The organism is Streptomyces sp. NPDC047079 (genome assembly GCF_040643755.1).
In the GTDB taxonomy this organism is placed as follows: domain Bacteria; phylum Actinomycetota; class Actinomycetes; order Streptomycetales; family Streptomycetaceae; genus Streptomyces.
Genome location: NZ_JBEYUZ010000015.1, coordinates 85,355 through 104,636, shown reverse-complemented (window position 1 = coordinate 104,636; position 19,282 = coordinate 85,355). Strand labels below are relative to the sequence as shown.

General features: G+C 70.8%; 19 protein-coding genes. 9 read left to right on the top strand and 10 right to left on the bottom strand.

Going from position 1 to position 19,282, the window contains the following annotated elements; genetic code table 11:
- Nucleotides 1–149 precede the first annotated feature (149 nt).
- Nucleotides 150–620 carry a DUF5709 domain-containing protein gene (locus tag ABZ823_RS20590; protein WP_361662030.1) on the top strand — a complete coding sequence of 157 codons (471 nt, stop codon included), beginning with the start codon at nucleotides 150–152 and terminating at the stop codon, nucleotides 618–620.
- Between the two features lie 34 nt (nucleotides 621–654).
- On the top strand, nucleotides 655–930 hold the full coding sequence (locus ABZ823_RS20585) for a type B 50S ribosomal protein L31 (RefSeq protein WP_361662028.1): 276 nt from the start codon (nucleotides 655–657) through the stop codon (nucleotides 928–930).
- 207 nt (nucleotides 931–1,137) lie between these two features.
- Here the strand turns inward: ABZ823_RS20585 and ABZ823_RS20580 are convergent, their stop codons facing one another.
- Complete coding sequence (locus ABZ823_RS20580) at nucleotides 1,138–1,932, bottom strand: metal-dependent hydrolase (protein WP_361662025.1); 795 nt, start codon at nucleotides 1,930–1,932, stop codon at nucleotides 1,138–1,140.
- A 145-nt stretch (nucleotides 1,933–2,077) separates the two neighbouring features.
- Here ABZ823_RS20580 and ABZ823_RS20575 point away from each other — a divergent pair, with 145 nt between their 5' ends.
- Nucleotides 2,078–4,591, top strand: coding sequence for a DUF3516 domain-containing protein (locus tag ABZ823_RS20575; RefSeq protein ID WP_361662023.1), 2,514 nt, complete (start codon nucleotides 2,078–2,080; stop codon nucleotides 4,589–4,591).
- Between the two features lie 19 nt (nucleotides 4,592–4,610).
- Nucleotides 4,611–5,483: an acyl-CoA thioesterase II gene (locus ABZ823_RS20570; protein ID WP_361662020.1), complete on the top strand. Its 873-nt coding sequence runs from the start codon at nucleotides 4,611–4,613 to the stop codon at nucleotides 5,481–5,483.
- Nucleotides 5,484–5,533: 50 nt separating this feature from the next.
- Here the strand turns inward: ABZ823_RS20570 and ABZ823_RS20565 are convergent, their stop codons facing one another.
- A complete protein-coding gene (locus tag ABZ823_RS20565) occupies nucleotides 5,534–6,523 on the bottom strand; it encodes a DUF6397 family protein (protein ID WP_361662017.1) in 990 nt (329 codons plus the stop codon).
- 188 nt (nucleotides 6,524–6,711) lie between these two features.
- On the bottom strand, nucleotides 6,712–7,125 hold the full coding sequence (locus tag ABZ823_RS20560) for a roadblock/LC7 domain-containing protein (protein WP_361662014.1): 414 nt from the start codon (nucleotides 7,123–7,125) through the stop codon (nucleotides 6,712–6,714).
- A gap of 95 nt (nucleotides 7,126–7,220) precedes the next feature.
- Here ABZ823_RS20560 and ABZ823_RS20555 point away from each other — a divergent pair, with 95 nt between their 5' ends.
- Nucleotides 7,221–7,649 (top strand): PPOX class F420-dependent oxidoreductase, encoded by a 429-nt coding sequence (locus ABZ823_RS20555; RefSeq protein ID WP_361662012.1) that lies wholly within the window; start codon nucleotides 7,221–7,223, stop codon nucleotides 7,647–7,649.
- Nucleotides 7,650–7,653: 4 nt separating this feature from the next.
- On the opposite strand, the gene ABZ823_RS20550 is transcribed toward ABZ823_RS20555, so the two are convergent.
- From ABZ823_RS20550 to ABZ823_RS20530, 5 genes are all read right to left on the bottom strand, one after another.
- Nucleotides 7,654–8,259: an ATP/GTP-binding protein gene (locus ABZ823_RS20550; RefSeq protein WP_361662009.1), complete on the bottom strand. Its 606-nt coding sequence runs from the start codon at nucleotides 8,257–8,259 to the stop codon at nucleotides 7,654–7,656.
- A gap of 195 nt (nucleotides 8,260–8,454) precedes the next feature.
- Nucleotides 8,455–8,868, bottom strand: coding sequence for a DUF742 domain-containing protein (locus ABZ823_RS20545; protein WP_361662006.1), 414 nt, complete (start codon nucleotides 8,866–8,868; stop codon nucleotides 8,455–8,457).
- 19 nt (nucleotides 8,869–8,887) lie between these two features.
- Nucleotides 8,888–9,325 (bottom strand): roadblock/LC7 domain-containing protein, encoded by a 438-nt coding sequence (locus ABZ823_RS20540; RefSeq protein WP_361662003.1) that lies wholly within the window; start codon nucleotides 9,323–9,325, stop codon nucleotides 8,888–8,890.
- Nucleotides 9,322–11,826, bottom strand: coding sequence for a nitrate- and nitrite sensing domain-containing protein (locus tag ABZ823_RS20535; RefSeq protein WP_361662000.1), 2,505 nt, complete (start codon nucleotides 11,824–11,826; stop codon nucleotides 9,322–9,324). Before ABZ823_RS20535 ends, ABZ823_RS20540 begins: the two co-directional genes overlap by 4 nt.
- 47 nt (nucleotides 11,827–11,873) lie before the next feature.
- Nucleotides 11,874–12,647 carry an MHYT domain-containing protein gene (locus ABZ823_RS20530; RefSeq protein ID WP_361661997.1) on the bottom strand — a complete coding sequence of 258 codons (774 nt, stop codon included), beginning with the start codon at nucleotides 12,645–12,647 and terminating at the stop codon, nucleotides 11,874–11,876.
- 152 nt (nucleotides 12,648–12,799) lie between these two features.
- Here ABZ823_RS20530 and ABZ823_RS20525 point away from each other — a divergent pair, with 152 nt between their 5' ends.
- The gene (locus ABZ823_RS20525) at nucleotides 12,800–13,399 is read left to right on the top strand and encodes a class I SAM-dependent methyltransferase (protein WP_361661994.1); all 600 of its coding nucleotides are present in this window, start codon (nucleotides 12,800–12,802) and stop codon (nucleotides 13,397–13,399) included.
- A gap of 40 nt (nucleotides 13,400–13,439) precedes the next feature.
- Here the strand turns inward: ABZ823_RS20525 and ABZ823_RS20520 are convergent, their stop codons facing one another.
- Nucleotides 13,440–14,345, bottom strand: a complete 906-nt coding sequence (locus ABZ823_RS20520; protein WP_361661991.1) for an oxygenase MpaB family protein — start codon at nucleotides 14,343–14,345, stop codon at nucleotides 13,440–13,442.
- A 299-nt stretch (nucleotides 14,346–14,644) separates the two neighbouring features.
- Here ABZ823_RS20520 and ABZ823_RS20515 point away from each other — a divergent pair, with 299 nt between their 5' ends.
- Nucleotides 14,645–15,487: a hypothetical protein gene (locus ABZ823_RS20515; RefSeq protein WP_361661988.1), complete on the top strand. Its 843-nt coding sequence runs from the start codon at nucleotides 14,645–14,647 to the stop codon at nucleotides 15,485–15,487.
- Nucleotides 15,488–15,818: 331 nt separating this feature from the next.
- Nucleotides 15,819–17,195 carry a tannase/feruloyl esterase family alpha/beta hydrolase gene (locus ABZ823_RS20510; protein ID WP_361661985.1) on the top strand — a complete coding sequence of 459 codons (1,377 nt, stop codon included), beginning with the start codon at nucleotides 15,819–15,821 and terminating at the stop codon, nucleotides 17,193–17,195.
- 4 nt (nucleotides 17,196–17,199) lie between these two features.
- On the opposite strand, the gene ABZ823_RS20505 is transcribed toward ABZ823_RS20510, so the two are convergent.
- Nucleotides 17,200–17,382 (bottom strand): hypothetical protein, encoded by a 183-nt coding sequence (locus ABZ823_RS20505; RefSeq protein WP_361661982.1) that lies wholly within the window; start codon nucleotides 17,380–17,382, stop codon nucleotides 17,200–17,202.
- 376 nt (nucleotides 17,383–17,758) lie between these two features.
- On the opposite strand from ABZ823_RS20505, the gene ABZ823_RS20500 reads away from it, so the two are divergent.
- A complete protein-coding gene (locus ABZ823_RS20500; RefSeq protein WP_361661979.1) occupies nucleotides 17,759–19,096 on the top strand; it encodes an esterase-like activity of phytase family protein in 1,338 nt (445 codons plus the stop codon).
- The last annotated feature ends 186 nt before the right edge of the window (nucleotides 19,097–19,282 follow it).

The window sequence follows — 19,282 nt, the reverse complement described above, 5'->3', positions numbered from 1 at the left end:
GGCGAAGGGCAGTGGAAGGCTGGATCTCGGTAGCGGCGAGGGGGCCGAGCCCACCGTCCGGTTCGTGTGGCGCGGCCACAGCCCAGCAGTCCCCCGTGTCCGCCGCCGTGTGGCGGCGCTCGGTCCGTGCCAACACCTGGAGGTGACCCGTGGACAGCACCGACGGTTGGGGAGACGACGTCTACCAGCCCGACGGATCCGAGGTGCAAGACGACGCGGGGCTGCTCGACGCCGAGGACACCCTGGAGAACGACGGAGTGAACAACCCCATCGAGCGTGGCTGGTCACCACCGGAGCGGCCGTGGGCGGTGGACCACGTCGGCGTGACCGCGGCCGAGGGGCACGACGGCGAGACGCTGGACCAGCGCCTCGCCGAGGAAGTCCCGGACATCACGGTCCCGGACGGCGACGGCATCGGGGACTGGCCCGATGGTGAAGGCGAGCCCTTGGACGACGAGGTCGGCGGCCCCCGCTCCGGCCGCCTCGTCGCCCCTGACGAAGGGGCGCACGAGGACGAGGAGAGCGGGCTGATCGCCACCGATGTCGGCATCGACGGCGCCGCGGCCTCGGCGGAGGAGGCGGCCGTGCATGTCGTGGACGAGGAAACCTGGTCCGGCTGATCCCGCCGGCGCCCGCCCTACGCGAGGAGCAGCCATGCAGCAGGACAAGCACCCCGACTACCACCCCGTAGTCTTCCGCGACCGCTCCGCCGGATACGCCTTCCTCACCCGGTCCACCGCGACCAGCGATCAGACCATCGAGTGGGACGACGGCGAGACCTATCCGGTCGTGGATGTCGAGATCTCCTCCGAGAGCCATCCCTTCTACACGGGCAAGGCACGGACGGTGGACTCGGAGGGGCGCGTCGCGCGATTCGAGCGGCGGTACGGCGGCTCGGAAGGGGCGGCCGGCGGGGAGGGGACGGGCTGAGTCCAAGCCGGGTGCGTCGGAGCTCTGCTGCGGGCCGGTGAGCCGAGCCGGTGAATCGGGCCGGTCAGCCGGGCCGGTGAGCCTGCCGAAGGCACCGGCTCGGCCGCCCGTGACCCTGCGGTTCCACGCGTCTGCGCCCCTCGGAAGGCCGGGCAGGAGCGACAGGTCGCCGTGACAGGGCGGGCGCCCGCCATGGCGGGGCCGTTCTCAGATGACGTTGAGCGCCGCCGCGCAGCCCACCCCGCCGAGAAGCATGAACGCCGGCATCAGCACCTTCAGCTCGACCCAGCTGCCCGCCCGGAACCGCATCGCCTTCGGCGGGCCCACCGGGTACCAGCGCTTGCGGCCCACCGGTATCGGCCAGAGGATCGGGCAGCCGGAGACTGTCAGCGCATCCCCGATGTCGTGCACCAGGGCGCCCAGGACGATCGGCAGGCCGAGCCAGAGGTACTGCTGGCCAGGCGCGGTGAACAACCAGTCGGAACCATTGCCCGGTTTGTCGAGTATGCCCGCGAGGATCCAGGCGCTCGTCGCAGCCAGCAGCCACACCAGCACATCGCTGCTCGAACCACGCGCCGCCCGCCACAGCAGTCCCTCGATGGCCAGCACCATGTGCACGAAGAGAATCCCCAGCACCGCCCACCGGCCGCCGGTGATGGCCGCGACCGAGGTGCCCCCACCTATCAGCACCGCCCACAGCCAGGTGTGGGTCAGCGTGCGATGTCCGCCCGACCGGCGGGCGTCGCCCGGTTTCCTGGTCGCCCTGTACACGGCGTAGGACAGCTTGTCGACGATCTCGCACACCCAGCGGGAGACGGGGCCGAAGGCCCGCGAGATGGTGGCCGCCTTGTGGTCCAGGTCCGGGGCAAGTGCGGCACCGGCGCAGAGCAGCGCGCCGACGAGGAGGACCGGCCAGGGCATCGGGTGACCAGCAGCGGCGGCCGCCGCCCCCGCCCCGAGCCAGGCTGCGGCCCCCGACAGTGAGTGTGCTGGTCCCATCATGGCCGCTTCCCGCCCCATTCCTCTTGCAGCGCTGGCCGGTTGCCCCCGTGCGCTGACGCGTCATCGGCGCCACAGCGTAGCGTTCGTGATCTTCGGGAGAACATCCGATTCCCCCATCGGGTGGGAGGCCAGGCAAGATGGGGGCGTGACCCTCATCGATCAGCTCCCGCAGACCGCAGACCCCGACGCCCTCTACGAAGCCTTCGAGTCGTGGGCCGGGGAGCGCGGCCTCACCCTCTATCCGCACCAGGAGGAGGCGCTGATCGAGGTGGTCTCGGGAGCGAACGTGATCGTGTCGACTCCCACCGGCTCCGGCAAGAGCATGATCGCCGCGGGCGCTCACTTCGCGGCACTCGCCCGGGACGAGGTCACCTTCTACACCGCGCCGATCAAGGCGCTCGTCTCGGAGAAGTTCTTCGAGCTGTGCAAGCTCTTCGGCACCGAGAACGTCGGCATGCTCACCGGTGACGCCTCCGTCAACGCCGACGCCCCTGTGATCTGCTGCACGGCCGAGGTCCTCGCTTCCATCGCGCTCCGTGACGGCAGGCAGGCCGACGTGGGCCAGGTCGTCATGGACGAGTTCCACTTCTACGCCGAGGGCGACCGCGGCTGGGCCTGGCAGATTCCGATCCTCGAACTTCCCCAGGCACAGTTCATCCTCATGTCGGCGACGCTCGGCGATGTGTCGATGTTCGAGAAGGACCTGACCCGCCGCACCGGCCGCCCCACGGCGGTGGTCCGCTCGGCGACCCGTCCGGTGCCTCTGTCGTACGAGTACCGGCACACCCCGCTGACCGAGACGCTCACCGAACTCCTTCAGACCCGGCAGGCTCCGGTCTATATCGTCCACTTCACCCAGGCCCAGGCGGTTGAGCGGGCCCAGGCGCTGATGAGCATCAACATGTGCTCGCGCGAGGAGAAGGAAGAGATCGCCGAGCTGATCGGCAACTTCCGCTTCACCACCAAGTTCGGCCGGAACCTCTCCCGTTACGTGCGGCACGGCATCGGCGTGCATCACGCCGGCATGCTGCCCAAGTACCGCCGCCTGGTGGAGAAGCTGGCCCAGGCCGGTCTGCTGAAGGTCATCTGCGGCACGGACACCCTGGGCGTCGGCGTCAACGTCCCCATCCGGACCGTGCTGTTCACGGCGCTGACCAAGTACGACGGTAACCGCGTCCGCACCCTGCGCGCCCGTGAGTTCCACCAGATCGCGGGCCGCGCCGGGCGCGCGGGCTTCGACACGGCCGGCCTCGTCGTGGCCCAGGCGCCGGAGCACGTCATCGAGAACGAGAAGGCGCTCGCCAAGGCCGGCGACGACCCGAAGAAGCGCCGCAAGGTGGTGCGCAAGAAGGCCCCGGAGGGCTTCGTCGGCTGGACGGAGAACACCTTCGAGAAGCTGATCCAGTCCGAGCCGGAGCCGCTCACCTCCCGCTTCCGGGTCACCCACACCATGCTGCTGTCGGTGATCGCCCGGCCCGGCAACGCCTTCGAGGCGATGCGCCATCTGCTGGAGGACAACCACGAGCCGCGCAAGCAGCAGCTGCGGCACATCCGGCGGGCGATCGCGATCTACCGCTCGCTGCTGGACGGCGGCATCGTCGAGAAGCTCGACGAGCCGGACGCCACCGGCCGCATCGTGCGCCTCACCGTCGATCTCCAGCAGGACTTCGCGCTCAACCAGCCGCTGTCGACCTTCGCCCTGGCCGCGTTCGAACTCCTCGACCCGGAGTCTCCCTCCTACGCCCTCGACATGGTGTCCGTGATCGAGTCCACGCTGGACGACCCGCGGCAGATCCTGGCCGCCCAGCAGAACAAGGCGCGCGGTGAGGCCGTGGCCGCGATGAAGGCGGACGGCGTCGAGTACGAGGAGCGCATGGAGCGGCTCCAGGACGTGACATACCCCAAACCGCTGGAGGAGCTGCTCTTCCAGGCGTACAACACGTACCGCAAGAGCCACCCGTGGGTCGGTGACCATCCGCTGTCGCCGAAGTCGGTCATCCGCGACATGTACGAACGGGCACTGTCCTTCACGGAGTTCGTCTCCTTCTACGAGCTCGCCCGCACCGAGGGCATCGTGCTGCGCTACCTGGCCAGCGCCTACAAGGCCCTCGACCACACCGTCCCGGACGACCTGAAGTCGGACGACCTGGAGGATCTGATCGCCTGGCTCGGCGAGATGGTGCGCCAGGTCGACTCCAGCCTCCTGGACGAGTGGGAACAGCTCGCCAATCCGGAGGAGTTGACGGCCGAGGAGGCGCAGGAGAAGGCCGACCAGGTCAAGCCGGTCACCGCGAACGCGCGCGCCTTCCGCGTCCTGGTCCGCAACGCCATGTTCCGCCGTGTGGAGCTCGCCGCGCTCGACCAGATCGAGCAGCTCGGCGAGATGGACGCCGAGGCCGGCTGGGACGCCGAGGCGTGGGGCGCGGCCATGGACAAGTACTGGGACGAGTACGACGAACTCGGCACCGGCCCCGACGCCCGCGGCCCGAAGCTGCTGATGATCGAGGAGGAGCCGCAGAACCGGCTGTGGCGGGTCCGCCAGATCTTCGCCGACCCTAACGGCGATCACGACTGGGGCATCAGCGCCGAGATCGACCTCGCGGCCTCCGACGCGGAGGGCCGTGCCGTGGTCCGCGTCACCGACGTCGGCCAGCTGTGAGCACAGGAGAAGCCCACTCATGACGAACCCGGCCGAGAGGCTCGTCGATCTGCTCGACCTCGAGCAGATCGAGGTCAACATCTTCCGTGGGCGCAGCCCAGAGGAGTCCTTGCAACGGGTCTTCGGCGGCCAGGTGGCCGGCCAGGCGCTGGTCGCGGCCGGCCGCACGACGGACGGCGAACGGCCCGTGCACTCCCTGCACGCGTACTTCCTGCGCCCGGGCATACCGGGCGTACCCATCGTGTACCAGGTCGAACGGGTCCGTGACGGAAGGTCCTTCACGACCCGCCGGGTCACGGCCGTACAGCAGGGCCGCACGATCTTCAATCTGACCGCTTCCTTCCACAAGCCTGAAGAGGGGAGTTTCGAGCACCAGTTGCCGCCGGCCCGCAAGGTCCCTGATCCTGAGTCGCTGCCGACGGTGGTGCAGGAGGTGAAGGAGCATCTGGGCGGTCTGCCCGAGACGCTGGAGCGAATGGCCCGGCGTCAGCCCTTCGACATCCGCTATGTGGACCGGCTGCGCTGGAGCGCCGAGGAGATCAAGGACGCCGAGCCGCGCAGCGCCGTCTGGATGCGAGCCGTGGGTCCGCTGGGGGACGACCCGCTGGTGCACACCTGCGCGCTGACGTACGCGAGCGACATGACGCTCCTGGACGCCGTACGCATCCCCGTCGAGCCCCTGTGGGGGCCGCGTGGCTTCGACATGGCGTCGCTGGACCATGCCATGTGGTTCCATCGGCCGTTCCGCGCGGACGAGTGGTTCCTGTACGACCAGGAATCCCCGATCGCGGTGGGTGGCCGCGGTCTGGCCCGTGGTCGCATCTATGACCTCAAGGGGGGCCTGCTCGTCTCGGTCGTTCAGGAGGGGCTGTTCCGCAGACTCGAGCGCTGAGGTGACGGACGCGCCCACTGGTGCGCGGCAGACCGTCCGCGCCGTACCGGTCAGGTGTCTCCGCGGCGCAGCCACCCGAGCATGCCTCGCGACCGCGTCGGTTCCCCTCCGGTGGCCGGGGCTTGAGCAGACAGGACCGTCCGGGGAAGGCTCACGGCCTCGCCGATGGCCGCGGGTGGGTGGGAGGGCAGGGTGAACTGCCCGTCCGGCAGCGCCGACGTCGGCCTCGGCGCGGGCCGGTGTCGGCGGGCCTCGATGAGCGCCTGCGCCAGTTCCGCCTGGAGCCAGTCGATCTCGTCGGCGTCTTGTGCGGTCGTGATCCGTGCGGCGATCAGGGCCGCGGGCGAGTCGGGCGCCGGGTGCTCGGGCCGGGTGGGCCGGAGACGGCTCAGATGGGCCCGCTCGTGCGGGTCACGGACGATCTCGGCGATCCGGGCCGGGTCCAGCAGGGACGCCAGGACGGCGGCCTTCGCCCATGGGTCCTCCAACTGGCGCAGCTCGAATCCGATGTGGCGTCCACGCCAGTTGCGGGGCCGCAGATCCACTCCCGCCTCCAGTTGGCCGCGCAGTCCCTCGGGAGTCCGGCCGGTGAGCAGCCGGGCGTTCTCCCGCGCCGCTGCGAACTGCCGTACCTCCTCCGCGAGATAGAGCCAGACCACCGCACGGTAGCGGTTCACGTACCAGTTCACCGGGGTCATCAGGCCCAGGCGGGCGAACCGGGTGAACCTGCCGGGGGTCACCCCCATCAGGCCCGCCCCGTCCCTGGTGCCCACTGTCTCGACCCGCCCCCGCAGCGCCTCGGGGAACCCGTCCTCCGCACGCACGCGGTCGATCTCCGCGCGTGTGACGCGGCGTCCCCCTCCTCCCTCGTCCGGAACGGTCCGCACGCATCCGAGCCGGATGGCGAGGTCGAACTCGCCTCGCCTGAGGTCCAGTTCCCGTGCCGCGCGGCTCAGCGCCAGCGAAGACCGGCGGGAGGTGCGCCCTGCGCAGGTGCTGGCAGCTTCGGCGCGAGCGGGTGTGATCGTGTTTGCGGACATGGCGGTCTCTCCCCCATGGAATCCCTCGCGGACACCGTGTGCATCCGCTTCGGAAAAACCGTAGCCGGATCGCCCGATCTCGGAGACTGCCTGTGGATAACTCCGCCCCGTGCTTGTTTCGCAGGTCAAAGCACATCAGGACGTCGGTCGCAGGCATCGGCTGCTCAAGGCCCGGTCGGCGTGTGCGGTCAGAGATCCACGGTCGGCGTCTGGTCCCGCTGCCTCTCGTCCACGGCCAAGTGCTCGCCGACCTGGTTCACGAGAAGCGTCATCTCGTAGGCGATCTGCCCGATGTCGGCCTCGGCGGCGCTGAGCACGCACAGACAGCTTCCGGTACCGGCCGCGGTGACGAACAGGATCGCGTCGTCGAATTCGATCATGGTCTGGCGGACCTGGCCCGCACCGAAGTGGCGCCCCGAGCCTTTGGCCAGGCTGTGCAGCCCGGACGACACCGCGGCGAGATGCTCGGCGTCCTCGCGCCGCAGTCCGGTGCTTGTGCCGGTCACCAGTCCGTCGTTGGACAGCACCATCGCGTGCCGTATGGGTTCCACACGTTCGGTCAGGTCGTCCAGGAGCCAGCCGAGTCCGGTGTTCTGCGCCATGGTCCTCTCTCCCCGTGATGTCGCTCCCCCCTGGCCGGAGGATCCGGTCAGCCAGCCTTCACCACAGCCGCCCTCGCGGCAAGCAGGATGGACGCATGGCACAGAAGATGACCGACGAACAGTGGCGGGCCTTCGTCTCGCAGGGCACCCGCACCGGGAAGCTTTCCACGGTCCGTTCCGACGGCAGTCCGCACGTGGCACCGATCTGGTTCCTGCTGGACGGTGACGATGTGGTCTTCAACACGGGAAAGGAGACGGTGAAAGGACGGAATCTGGCCAGGGACGGCAGGGTCGCCCTCTGCGTGGACGACGACCGTCCCCCGTACGGCTTCGTCGTGTTGCAGGGGACGGCCCGGCTGTCGGAGGACCTGGACGAGGTGAGGCACTGGGCGACCCGGCTCGGCGCCCGGTACATGGGCGAGGAGCGGGCAGAGGAGTTCGGTGCCCGCAACGGCGTCCCGGGCGAACTCCTCGTCCGCGTGCGGATCGAGAAGGTGCTGGCGTACTCGGCGGTCGCCGAGTAGCCGGTCAGCTCACGGAGTCGAGCAGTCGGGCGGTGTGCATCCGCCCGGCGTACTCGACGAGGCGGATCAGCACCTCTTTCCCGGAGTCGCGGTCCCGCGCGTCGCAGAGCACCACGGGCGTCCCGCGGTCGAGGTCGAGGGCGCGCGACACGTCGTGGGCGCCGTAGGAGCGGGCTCCCGCGAAGCAGTTGACGGCCACCACGAACGGGATGTGCCGGTGCTCGAAATAGTCGACCGCGGGGAAGCAGTCCTCGAGTCTCCGGGTGTCCGCGAGGACGACGGCACCTAGGGCGCCCTGGGAGAGTTCGTCCCACAGGAACCAGAAGCGGTCCTGGCCCGGTGTGCCGAAGAGGTACAGCGAGAGCCCGGACCGGATGGTGATGCGTCCGAAGTCCATGGCGACCGTCGTCGTGACCTTCTGGTCCACGCCGTCGGTGTCGTCCACGGACTGTCCGGCTTCGCTCAGCAACTCCTCGGTGCGCAACGGCCTGATCTCGCTGACCGCGCCCACCAGGGTCGTCTTGCCCACGCCGAATCCGCCGGCGACCAGTATCTTCAACGCCAGGGCGGCCGTCTCGGCCTCGGGGGCGTCGGGAAGCTCGGAGACCATCGATCACTTCTCTCGGGAGTGCCGACAACGGTCGACATCAGTACATCTGTGCGGGGTTCAGCATCATGGCAACTGCGGCCGGTCTTCGAGGGGTTGGACCGCTAATTCACCGATCTGACCAGTTCTCGTCCATTCGGTGCCCGAACGGGTGCACAACGCGGCACGCGACCGGCCCGTGCGGTTGCGGCTCATCGTCTACAGCGCCCTCAGACCCGCGATGACCTCGCGCAGAATCCGTTCGTCGGGCAGTTGGGCCGGGGGTACGGGGCGGCTGACCCTGACGCAGCCCAGTTCCAGCAGGTCCCCGACGAGCACCCTGACGACACCCACGGGCAGATCGGCGCCCGTCGCGAGCTCGGCCACGGACTGTGTCTCGATGCGGCACAGGTCCAGCAGAGCGCGGTGCTCAGGGCCCAGTGAGGTGTCGTCGTCGATGTCGGGGGCGCCTGTCTCCAGCGAGACGAGGGCGATGAGGTCGAACCGCACGCCCGTGGGCCCCGGCCTGGTGCGGCCACCGGTCATCGCATAGGGGCGGACGAGCGGCCCCGCCTCGTGGTCGTACCAGTGGCTGTCCGGCCGGTGCTCGATGCCTGTCCTGTCCTCGGTCATTGCCGACCGCCTTCGGCCCTCATCCGGCGGCCGGCGGATGCACGACCGCCCGCGGCGGTGTGTAGAGGTGCTCGCCGACCCGCTTGACCAACCGGGCCATCTCGTAGGCCACCAGACCGATGTCCGCCGTGGCGGCGGTGAGAAGGGCCAGGCAGGAGCCGTCGCCCGCGGCGGCGACGAAGAGGAACCCCTCGTCCATCTCCACCAGGGTCTGGCGCACTCCGCCGACACCGAAGTGGCGTCCCGCCCCCTTGGCGAGGCTGTGGAACCCGGACGCGACGGCGGCCAGATGCTCCGCGTCCTCGCGGCTGAGATCGCTGGACGCGCCAACCGCCAGCCCGTCGTTCGAGAGCACCACGGCGTGCCGCACCTCGGCCACGCGCAGCACCAAATCATCCAGCAGCCAGTCGAGTTCACCCGACGGCTGGGCCGCCCTCATGCTCGGGTCCTGGATCATGCGGGGTCTCCTTCACTGCTGTCACCGAGGGAGCCGGTCTTGCGGCCGGGGGCGCGGCCGCCGCCACGTGCCCATCCGTCGCGGTAGGCCGCCATGCGGTCCCGTACCAGTTCGGGGGTGCGCTCGTCGTCGTGACGTGTGCCCGAAACACCCGCGGTCTGCTCCTGGGGGCGCTCTCCGCGCAGTTGAGGGGCGAGGCTCGCCTGCCGTACGCGGCGTGGGAGGTCCTCGGAGGTGCCGGAGACGTCCGGGGCCCGGTGCAGCCGCAGGGGCGCGACCCCGGGCGGGGTGCCGGCAGGCGCTTGCGTCCCGGCCCGCGCCGGAGCGGGCCGTTCCGCGGCCTGTTCGACGGGCTCCTTGGGTTCCGCGCTCGCGGCCACGCGCGCGTACTCGCGTTCCTCGTGCCGTTCGGCATCGGCTGGACGCGGGGCGTGTTCGGTGGCGCCGCTGTCCAGCAGGGCGGTCGGCAGGAGGACGACGGCGGTCGTGCCGCCATAGGGCGAGGTCCGCAGATGCACCTTGATGCCGTGCCGGGCGGCGAGCCTGCTGACGACGAAGAGGCCCAGCCGGTCACTGTCGAACAGATCGAGGGCCTCGGACTGCTCGATGCGCCGGTTGGCCTCGGCGAGCGTCTCCTGGCCCATACCGAGTCCCCGGTCCTCTACCTCGACGGCGTACCCGTTGCCGACGGGCTCTCCGCTGACGCGCACGCGCGTGTGGGGCGGCGAGAACTGGGCGGCGTTCTCGATGATCTCGGCAAGAAGGTGGGTGAGGTCGGCGACCGCGGCGCCGGTGACCGAGGCCTCGGGGAGCTGTCGTACTTCCACGCGCGCGTAGTCCTCGACTTCGGAGACGGCCGCGCGGACGACGTTGGTCAGTGAGACGGGCATGCGCCAGGCCCGGCCCGGCGCCGACCCGGAGAGGATGATGAGGCTCTCGGCGTGACGGCGCATGCGCGTGGTCAGATGGTCGAGCCGGAACAGGTCGCTCAACTCGCTCGGGTCCTCGGAGCGGCGCTCCATGCTGTCGAGGAGACTGAGCTGGCGGTGCACCAGGACCTGGCTGCGCCGGGCAAGGTTGACGAAGACGCCGGAGATGCCGCTGGCCAGTTCCGCGCGTTCGGCGGCGGCCCGCAGGGCGGCGCGGTGCACGGTACCCAGGGCCTCGGCGACCTGTCCGGTCTCGTCCTCGGCGGGCGGACCGGGTGGTGCCTCGGCGTCGAGGTCGATCTCCTCGCCCGAGCGCAGCTTCCTCATGGCGTGCGGGAGTTTGTGCCGGGCGATCTCAAGGGCGCTGTTGCGCAGACTGACCAGTTCGACGACGAGTCCGCGTCCGATGCGCACGGAGATGACGAGCGACGCGGCGACGGCGAGGAGCCCCAGGAGAACGGCGGCGCCGGCCGGGGTGAGAAGCCCGCGGGTGAACGGGTCGGCTCGGCGCGCCACGCCCCGCCCCGCGTCCGCCTCGATGGTCCGCATGCCGTCCTGCACGCGCGCGTGCGCCGGGTTCCATACGCCTTCCAGAGCAGCGTCGGCGGCCGCCGCGCCCGGCCGGGCGGCCAGGATCTTGTCCTCGGCGGCGCCGACCTCGGCGTAGGCGCCGCCCGTCGCGAGCCGGTGCCAGGCGGCCCGTTCGCCGCCGCGCAGGTCGGCGACGGCGGAGGCGGTCAGGGCGCGGCGCGTGTCGACTGCGCCGGTGAACAGGCGGAGGCGTTCGCCGTCCAGCTTGCGCGCGAGACGGGCGCTGGAGAGCACCGCGTCCTCTTGGGCGAGCGACTCTCCCGCGCGGGAGAACTCGAGCAGTACGCGCGCGTCGGAGCCGAGACCGGCGTACGGGACGCCGGTGAGGGCGCCGCTCACCGAGAAGGCCGAGGCGATGGTGCCCGTGTACTGTCCGTACGTCTCGTCCCAGCCGACCCGTCGGGCGAGTACGTCGCCGCGCAGGGAGCGCAGTCGTCCGGCCCTGGTGACGAAGTCTTCGAGACGGTCGGGCACCCCGGAGGGGAGGCCGGTGCCGTCGGCGACGGTGTTGTGGCGGCCGAGCCGCAGTCTGTCCACGGCCCGGTCGGTCCGGGCCGCCAGGTTCTTGAGGTCGCTCTGCGGTTCGGCCGCGGGGTCGGTCGCGTAGCGCACCGCGGCCGCGCGTTCGCTCTGGAGGGCGGTGACGGCGTCCGCGAGCGGGGCGCGCACGGCGGAGTCCACCTGTTGCACACGACGCAGCCCGGCGACGTCCTGGGCGGTGCTGACGGTGGCGTACGCCCAGAGGGCCAGCAAAGAGATCACGGGCACCATCAGCAGGCAGACGATCTTCGCCCGGACGGTGCGGGGACGCACGTGCCACCGCCGGGCGCGTACGGGGGTGGGGGACGGCTCGGGGCCACCGGCCTCATGGGGCTGGACGCGCTCGGCGGCCGGCCGGCCGGCGTGTGCGCGCCGGCCACGGACCGGATGCCGGGGCGGCGCCTCGGCGGCGGCCGCGGGGATCCTTCGGGGTGTACGCATGGCCTCCTCGCTCGGAGTGGGTCGGAACGTGCCGTAGGGGGCCGGTGTCAGCGGGCGACGCGGTCGACCGGTCGCTGCACCGACGCGGAGGCCTCGCGCTCGCCCGCGGTCGGCGACAGTGCGACGAACGCGGAGGTCAGAAAGAGATAGGAACCGAGACCGACGGCGAGGGGGAAGATGAACTGCATCGCCGTGGCCCCCGCGAGGGCCTGCCTGGACGGGGCGACATGAACGCTCACCGCGAACATCCCGGTGTAGTGCATGCTGCTGACCGCCGCCCCCATGACGAGCGAGGCGACGCCGACCGCGACAGGTGAGGTGATGTTGAGGCCCGCCCACAGAGCCGCGGTCGCCGCGACCACCGCGATCAGGACGGAGGCCGCGACCAGCGCCGGTTCGTAGCGCACGGACCCGTGCAGGCGCAGCGCCGCCATACCCAGGTAGTGCATGCTCGCCACACCCAGGCCGGTGGTGAGTCCGCCGAGGAGCAGTGCCCGGGTCCGGTCCCGGCTGTAGCCCACGGCGAAGACGCCCACTCCGACGACGACCACGGCGACGAGCAGACTGAGGATGGTCAGCGGTACGTCGTAGCGGATCTCGGTGCCGCTGACGCCGAATCCGAGCATGGCCACGAAGTGCATGGTCCAGATGCCGGTGCCGATCGCGGAGGCGGCGGTGAGGAGCCAGTTGCGGCGCGATCTGCCGGTGGCGCCGAGCGCTCTGACGGTGCAGCGCAGCCCGAGGGCCGCGCCTATGCACGCCATCACGTACGACAGCACGGGGGGCAGCCAGCCGAATGTGGCGTGGTCCAGGTGTCCCATGGCTCGGGGACGCTAGTCCCGGCGAGGGAGCGCACAGGGGGTGCATTTCGAAAGGTGTTGGAATCTGATTCGGACAGGCCCTGGAACGATCGCCTCACGCTCGTACATGTGCGCAGGGGCATCCCTCGTGGAGGTGAGGAATCATGCGGAACATGAGCGACGACCACACACACGTCCAGGCCTTCTTCACCGCGCGGGCAGCCGCCTGGGACACGCGGTTCCCCGACGACGGCCCGGCCTACGCCGCAGCGGTCGCCGCTCTCGGGCTGCACGAGGGTGACCGCGTGCTCGATGCCGGGTGCGGCACGGGCCGGGCCCTGCCGCCACTGCGCGCGGCCGTGGGGCCCTCGGGAGTGGTCCTGGGGGCCGATCTCACTCCCGCGATGCTGGAGGCCGCCACCGCGGCCGGACGGGACCGTGACGGACGGCTGCTGCTCGCCGACGTGGCCGCGCTGCCGTTGCGCACGGAATCCCTCGACGCGGTGTTCGCGGCGGGTCTGATCGCCCATCTTCCCGACCCGGGCGGGAATCTGAGGGAGTTGGCCCGCGTGGTGCGGCCCGGCGGTCTGCTGGCGCTCTTCCATCCGATCGGCCGGGCGGCCCTCGCGGCCCGTCAGGGCCGGCAGATCTCGCCCGACGATCTGCGCGCCGAGTCCAACCTCGGCTCTCTCCTCGCGGGTTCCGGCTGGCGCATGACGTCGTACGTCGACGAGGACGCCCGCTTCCTCGCCCTGGCCCAGCGGGAGGGCTGAGCCCGGTCGCCTCCCGCCCACTGGACGGACGACGCCGGAATCACTCGGCGGGGGTGGTCGCCGAGCCGCCTTCCCGTCGCACCGGGCAGCCCTTCACACCCGGGACTGGATGTGTGCCGAGGTCGGCGATGCGATAGCCGTCGGGATAACCCTTGATTTCCCAGTTCTGCCGTGCGAAGTGCGGAGAGCGGCGCGGGGGCATGAGACGGACGAGACGGCCTCGGGCGCGGACCGCTCGGCGCACCAACGCACGCGTGGCCGCGCTCGGCGGCTCGTACCGGAAGGCGCGCAGGAGTGAGTCGTCCAGCAGCGCGAGCGTCGCACGGCGGAGCAGGGGTGCGAGCGGGCTCGGATACCAGGAGGCCATGAGCTTCAACGTCGCGTCCGACACGCGCCGGGCCGCGGGATCCCAGGCGAAGTGGGCCTCCTCGTAGGCGTCGAGGCAGGCTTCGAACTCCTCGAACGTCTCCGGGAGGTCCTTGATGCCCATGTGTCTGCCCAGTGTTCGGAAGTGCACGGCGGAGGCGATGGCCTCGTGCCGGGACAGTCCGCGCCATCCGTAGGCGTCGATCCACCGCTTGGGCATCACCACGAAGGTGCAGAGCACGTACCGCATGTCGTCGTTGCTGATGTCGTAGCTCCGGTGCATCCGGTTGATGCGGCGGATCGCGGTCCGGCCCTCGTCGCTGTCGAAGCCGTACTCGACGACGGCGTCGAGGAGCAGTGAGGTGTCGTCGTAGCGCTTCTGCGTACGATCGGTGAGTTCCGCGGTCTCGGCGAGCAGCCGGCCGATGGAGGGGACGGCGTAGGTGCGGTAGAGGGCCAGCTCGAGGGCGCGGGTGTAGTCCCAGGGGAACTCGTAGGCGGCGCTGAGCCGATAGATCTCCAGGGCGTCCTTCTCGGGGTCCAGGCGCCGGATCCGTTCGAGCCGCTCGAAGCGCTTCACTGTCCCCTCCCCCTTCGCAGCCGCGGCTCCAACTCTACGGGGGAGCGCAAGAGCACGTCGGCGAAAATCGCCCGGAAAGGTGGCGGGGGTCATCGCCCCGGCACGGGAGCGCGGCCGGTCGCCGTCGAGGGTCGCGCTCACGCCGCCGGGTCCGCCCACCCTCCGAAGCCGGGTCCCACTCGGCCGTTTCGCCCCGTTCCGGCCGGAGAACCGCACTTCCTCGTGTGATTCGCACTCGTGACAACCGGCCGACGGGCGCATTAGGGTGCGCCGACGAACGAACCCAGAGGGAGGACGGCATGGCCGGGACGGACGAGGACGCCGTCGCCGCCGAGGACGACGCGCTGTACGTGCTGACGGCGGCTCTGCTGACACCCGCGCAGTTCCCGAGCGTGCTGGGCGACGACTATCCGGCGGCCTGTGCGGCGCTCGACCTGCCGCCCGCGGCCGACGGGTACGGCCTCGTTCTGGGCCAGGACGGCGACGGCGCGCGCTGGACCGTGGTCATCGACGATGTGTCGCTGGTGGCCGTGGCGATCGCGTCCTGGGACTGCGGCATGGAGTACGAGCTGTCCCCGGACGAGCGGACGGTCGTCGCCGCACTGCCGGGGTGGCCACTGGCGGTGGCGGTCGCGGCACCGGGTCTGCCCACGCCGCACGACCCTGCTCCCGGACTCGCCGACCGCGAGCCGCTCTCCCCGCCGGACACCAGTGTCTGGGGTCCCGCGCAACGGCGCCTGGGAGCCGACGAGATCGCGCTCCAGTGGTCGGTGTGGCGCGGGCAGCTCGGGGACGACTTCTTCGCATCCGCAGTCAGCGAAGCATCGGCCGGGGAAGAGGGACAGAACGCCGAGGGCAGCGCCGGGCAGAAGTTCCGCGTAGACATAGGCCGCGTCCTCGCGGAGGCACACGCGTATGTGGACACTCCCCCGCCGCTGGGCCGTGTCCGCTCCTCGTTCGCACCGGGCAACGCCCGCACCCTGCGCGCCGACGGACCCGGCTGGTCCATGGTGGCCAGGACCGACGACATCGCGTTCCTGCTGCTCGACGAGAAGCCCGGCGAGGTTGTACCTGTCGGCCGCGGCGATAGGTTGCCCGGGCTGCTCGAGGCGCTGGACAAGTTGGCGGTCCGCCCCGCCTGAGGCGGGCCGGCCGCGGAGCGTCGCGGGCCGGTGGAAGCGCCGTAGGCCCGTCGCAGCGTCGTGGGTCGGTCGCGGCGCCGTAGGCCCGTCGCAGCGTCGTGGGTCGGTCGCGGCGCCGTGGGGTCGGTCGCGGCGTTCGCAGTCTCGCGGACCAGGCCATGTGTCATGCACCCGGTGCGGCGCTGGGGGCCGGGCGCAGTGCGACTGGCGGGAGGTGCGTCTTCCGACCCCACACTCCCTTCGGTCCCCATGTGGCCCGCGCCTATGGTCGGCGGGCTTCAGCGGTCGCAGCATGGGCAGCCGTCCCGCTCCCGTCATCTCGGAGGCCCCCGTGCGCTTGTCCCGAAGCATCGCGCTCTTCGCAGCCGCCCTGCTGACCTCGGCCCTCACCGGCCCCGTGGCGGCCGCCGACGGTGATCACTGCGGGCGGCAGGAGAAGGTACGGGTACCTGGTGCGGCGCTCCAGCGGAGCGCCTGTCTGGGCGATCTGACCACGTCCGGGCTCGCGGGGACGCCCTATACGGACCTGGCCGACCAGGCCGGACTGACCGCCAAGGCGACCCGCAATCCATCGGGCGTTCCGGGACTTCAGATCGACGGGTACTTCCCGGACGACTCGTACGCCAACACCACGCACGGCTGGCGGCACGACGCCCAGTTCGTGATCCGGCTGCCCGACCGGTGGAACGGCGGCCTCGTCGTGACGGGAGCCCCCGGTACGCGCAAGCAGTACGCGACCGACACGGCGATTTCCGATCGGGTGCTCGCCCAGGGCTACGCGTACGCGGCGACCGACAAGGGCAACAGCGGGCCGGACTTCTACCTCGACGGGGCCCGGCCCGGTGATGCCGTCGCCGAATGGAACCGCCGCACGACCCAGCTCACGCTCGCCGCGAAGAGTGTGGTGGCCGAGCGCTACGGGAGCGCTCCCCGGCGCACGTACATGACCGGCATCAGCAACGGCGGCTACCTCACGCGCTGGCAGCTGGAGCACCACCCGGAGCTGTACGACGGCGGCGTGGACTGGGAGGGCGCGCTGTGGACGGCCGAAGGGCCCAGCCTCCTGACGTCGCTGCCGGTGGCCGTGGCCCGGATGCTGGGCTCGGCCCGAGACGAGGACCTGTACGCCGCGGGCTTTCCGCGCGGGTCGGAATTCCTGTGGCCGTACCACGAGAAGGCCTACTGGGGTGTCACCCAGAAGATCTACCGCGCCGAGTTCGATCCCTCGTACGACACCGCGTGTCCCGGTCCGTCCGCCGGGTCGACGGCGGAGCAGATCCTTGCTCCCTGCTCCTCGGACGCGGCGTACGCCTATGCCGCGCGGCCCGCATCCGTGCACCGCGCGGTGGCCCGTGTCGCGCTCACCGGGCGGATCGGCAAACCGCTGATCACGCTGCACGGCGATCTGGACGTGCTGTTGCCCAAGGCCACGGACTCGGACGTGTACGCGCGCATGGTGCGCAAGAGCGGGCGAGGGCCTCTGCACCGCTTCTACACCATCCAGGGCGGCACCCACGTGGACGGGCTGTACGACTCCTATCCCGATCGGCTGCGACCTATCCTGCCCTGCTACCGGGCTGCTTTCGACGCGCTCACGGCGTGGGTGGAGCGCGGCGAGCGACCGCCCGCGGACCGAACCGTCGGCAGGCCCGCGGGTGGCGACGTGGTCGACTCCTGCGCACTGGGGGCGCAAGCGGTGGCTCGCTGACCCCTCAGCGGCCGAGCTCCTTCCGTGTCACTCGGCGCAGCCTGCGCCGCTGGGAAGGGTCCAGGGTGAGGTAAGCGGCCGTGGGGACCCCAAGGATGATCAGGAGGACGGCCCACCAGGGGAGCCATATCCACAGGACGAGCCCGACCAGCACTCCCCCCGTGGCGATCTTCGCGTTCTTCGACATGTGTCGCCTCCTTCGCGGCCAGTGCCGCTCTTTGTTGTGAGAACGGGTGAGTCCTGCGCACGGTTCCGCGCCCTGCCCCTGAGAAGACCCTGAGCCGCGCCCCTCACTCGCCCCTGAGAGGCGGCCCGCTCGGCCCTCCCGACGGAACCGCTCAGCCCCGTCAGGAACGCCCGATCATTCAGACCCCGCCAGGCCGCCCGATCATTCCGTGGCCGTTCCGCTCGGCGCGCGTTCGCACGGGTTTCCGGGGCGGCTCCCGGGCGGGGCGCCGACACGATCCGTGGCCGACTCCTCGAGTTCACCCGGCCGTCGCGCGGCGTACCGGCCCGGGGCCAACTCTGGCCGCTGTCAACGAACTTGCGCCTCAGGAGGCCCGATGTCCCCGCATACAGCCGGTCGACGCCGTGTGCACCGCTTCGTCGCCGCGGGCGTACCGCTCGCGGTCCTGGCCGCCCTCGCGGTCTCCGGCACCGCCAGCGCGCACAGCGACCAGCCGGAGGTGACGCGCACCGCCACGCTCGGGGAGATCCCGTTGGGCGCGTTCAACAACGCCTTGCTGCCCGGCACGGTGGACGACGACCACGGCGTCGACCTCGGCGGGATCGGCAGCGACATCTACCCCGCCGGCGGCAAGGGCGAGTTCTGGACCGTGACGGACCGGGGTCCCAACGGCCAGATCAAGGTGGACGGCAAGAAGCGCCGGACCTTCGCCGTGCCCGGTTTCGATCCGGCGATCGTGAAGATCCGCGTCTGCGGTGACACCGTGAAGGTACTCGACGCGATCCCGCTCACCACCTCCTCCGGCAAGCCCGTCACCGGGCTGCCCAACCAGCAGGGCCGGGACGAGGCGCCGTACTCCTACGACGCGCAGACGGCGCTCGCGTACAACCCGAACGGCCTCGACACCGAGGGCATTGTGCGGGCAGAGGACGGCGGTTTCTGGCTCGTCGACGAGTACGCGCCGTCGCTGATCCACGTCTCCGCGCGTGGGAAGGTTCTCACGAGGTACGTGCCCAAGGGCCTCAATCTGACAGGCACCGACTACCCGGTCGTCGAGGCGCTGCCGTCCGTCCTGCTGCACCGGAAGATCAACCGGGGCTTCGAGGGACTCGCGCTGCTCCCTGACGGCGATCTGGTGATGGCCCTGCAGAGCCCGCTGTCTCTGCCGGACGGCGACGCGGGTGGCGCCTCGCGCACCACACGTCTGCTGCGGTTCTCCCCGAAGAAGCGGGCTGTGACCGCGGAGTACGCGTACCGGTTCGACCCGGTGGACGTGGTGGACCCCGGCGAGGAGGACACGTCCGAGCTGAAGATCTCGTCGGTGGTGGCCGTCGGAGGCGACCGGCTGCTTGTCGAGGAGCGCACCGACAAGGCGGCTCGACTCCAGCTGGTCCGGCTCACGCGGAGTGCGAACATCCTGGGCGGACGCTACGACGACGACACCACCTCCCCGTCCCTGGAGCAGTTGGACGACCCGGCCGCCTCCGGCGTTCCGGTGCTGGACAAGCGGCTGGTCGTCGATCTCGGCAAGGTGGAGGGGGTGCCCGGGAAGATCGAGGGCATCGCCCGGGTGGACCACAACACCCTCGCGGTCATCAACGACAACGACTTCGGGATGACGGACGGTTCGGGAGCGTTCGACGCGCAGGGCCGGCTGGTCGACAGCGGAATCGAGACGATGGTGGTGTACGTGCGGCTGCCGAAGGGGATCTGAGCCGCTTCGTCGTCCGCCACGCGCGTGTGCTCCGCGCATCGGGATGCACGCGTGCGTGGCGCACACGGCCCCGACGACCCGGACCCGCTACCCGGCACCTGCGGCCCTCAGCGGGCGGCGGACCGCAGCCCTTGGGTCGCCCCTCCGACGGCGCTCCCGATTCCCACGGAGGCGCACCGTAGCCCC

Bases quoted from the DNA above. Each gene is read 5' to 3' on its own strand.
- ABZ823_RS20565 (WP_361662017.1), bottom strand. From the start codon at position 6,523: ATGTCCGCAAACACGATCACACCCGCTCGCGCCGAAGCTGCCAGCACC.
- ABZ823_RS20540 (WP_361662003.1), bottom strand. From the start codon at position 9,325: ATGATCCAGGACCCGAGCATGAGGGCGGCCCAGCCGTCGGGTGAACTC.
- ABZ823_RS20525 (WP_361661994.1), top strand. From the start codon at position 12,800: ATGAGCGACGACCACACACACGTCCAGGCCTTCTTCACCGCGCGGGCA.
- ABZ823_RS20545 (WP_361662006.1), bottom strand. From the start codon at position 8,868: ATGACCGAGGACAGGACAGGCATCGAGCACCGGCCGGACAGCCACTGG.
- ABZ823_RS20550 (WP_361662009.1), bottom strand. From the start codon at position 8,259: ATGGTCTCCGAGCTTCCCGACGCCCCCGAGGCCGAGACGGCCGCCCTG.
- ABZ823_RS20585 (WP_361662028.1), top strand. From the start codon at position 655: ATGCAGCAGGACAAGCACCCCGACTACCACCCCGTAGTCTTCCGCGAC.
- ABZ823_RS20535 (WP_361662000.1), bottom strand. From the start codon at position 11,826: ATGCGTACACCCCGAAGGATCCCCGCGGCCGCCGCCGAGGCGCCGCCC.
- ABZ823_RS20515 (WP_361661988.1), top strand. From the start codon at position 14,645: ATGGCCGGGACGGACGAGGACGCCGTCGCCGCCGAGGACGACGCGCTG.
- ABZ823_RS20580 (WP_361662025.1), bottom strand. From the start codon at position 1,932: ATGATGGGACCAGCACACTCACTGTCGGGGGCCGCAGCCTGGCTCGGG.
- ABZ823_RS20570 (WP_361662020.1), top strand. From the start codon at position 4,611: ATGACGAACCCGGCCGAGAGGCTCGTCGATCTGCTCGACCTCGAGCAG.
- ABZ823_RS20530 (WP_361661997.1), bottom strand. From the start codon at position 12,647: ATGGGACACCTGGACCACGCCACATTCGGCTGGCTGCCCCCCGTGCTG.
- ABZ823_RS20500 (WP_361661979.1), top strand. From the start codon at position 17,759: ATGTCCCCGCATACAGCCGGTCGACGCCGTGTGCACCGCTTCGTCGCC.
- ABZ823_RS20555 (WP_361662012.1), top strand. From the start codon at position 7,221: ATGGCACAGAAGATGACCGACGAACAGTGGCGGGCCTTCGTCTCGCAG.
- ABZ823_RS20505 (WP_361661982.1), bottom strand. From the start codon at position 17,382: ATGTCGAAGAACGCGAAGATCGCCACGGGGGGAGTGCTGGTCGGGCTC.
- ABZ823_RS20560 (WP_361662014.1), bottom strand. From the start codon at position 7,125: ATGGCGCAGAACACCGGACTCGGCTGGCTCCTGGACGACCTGACCGAA.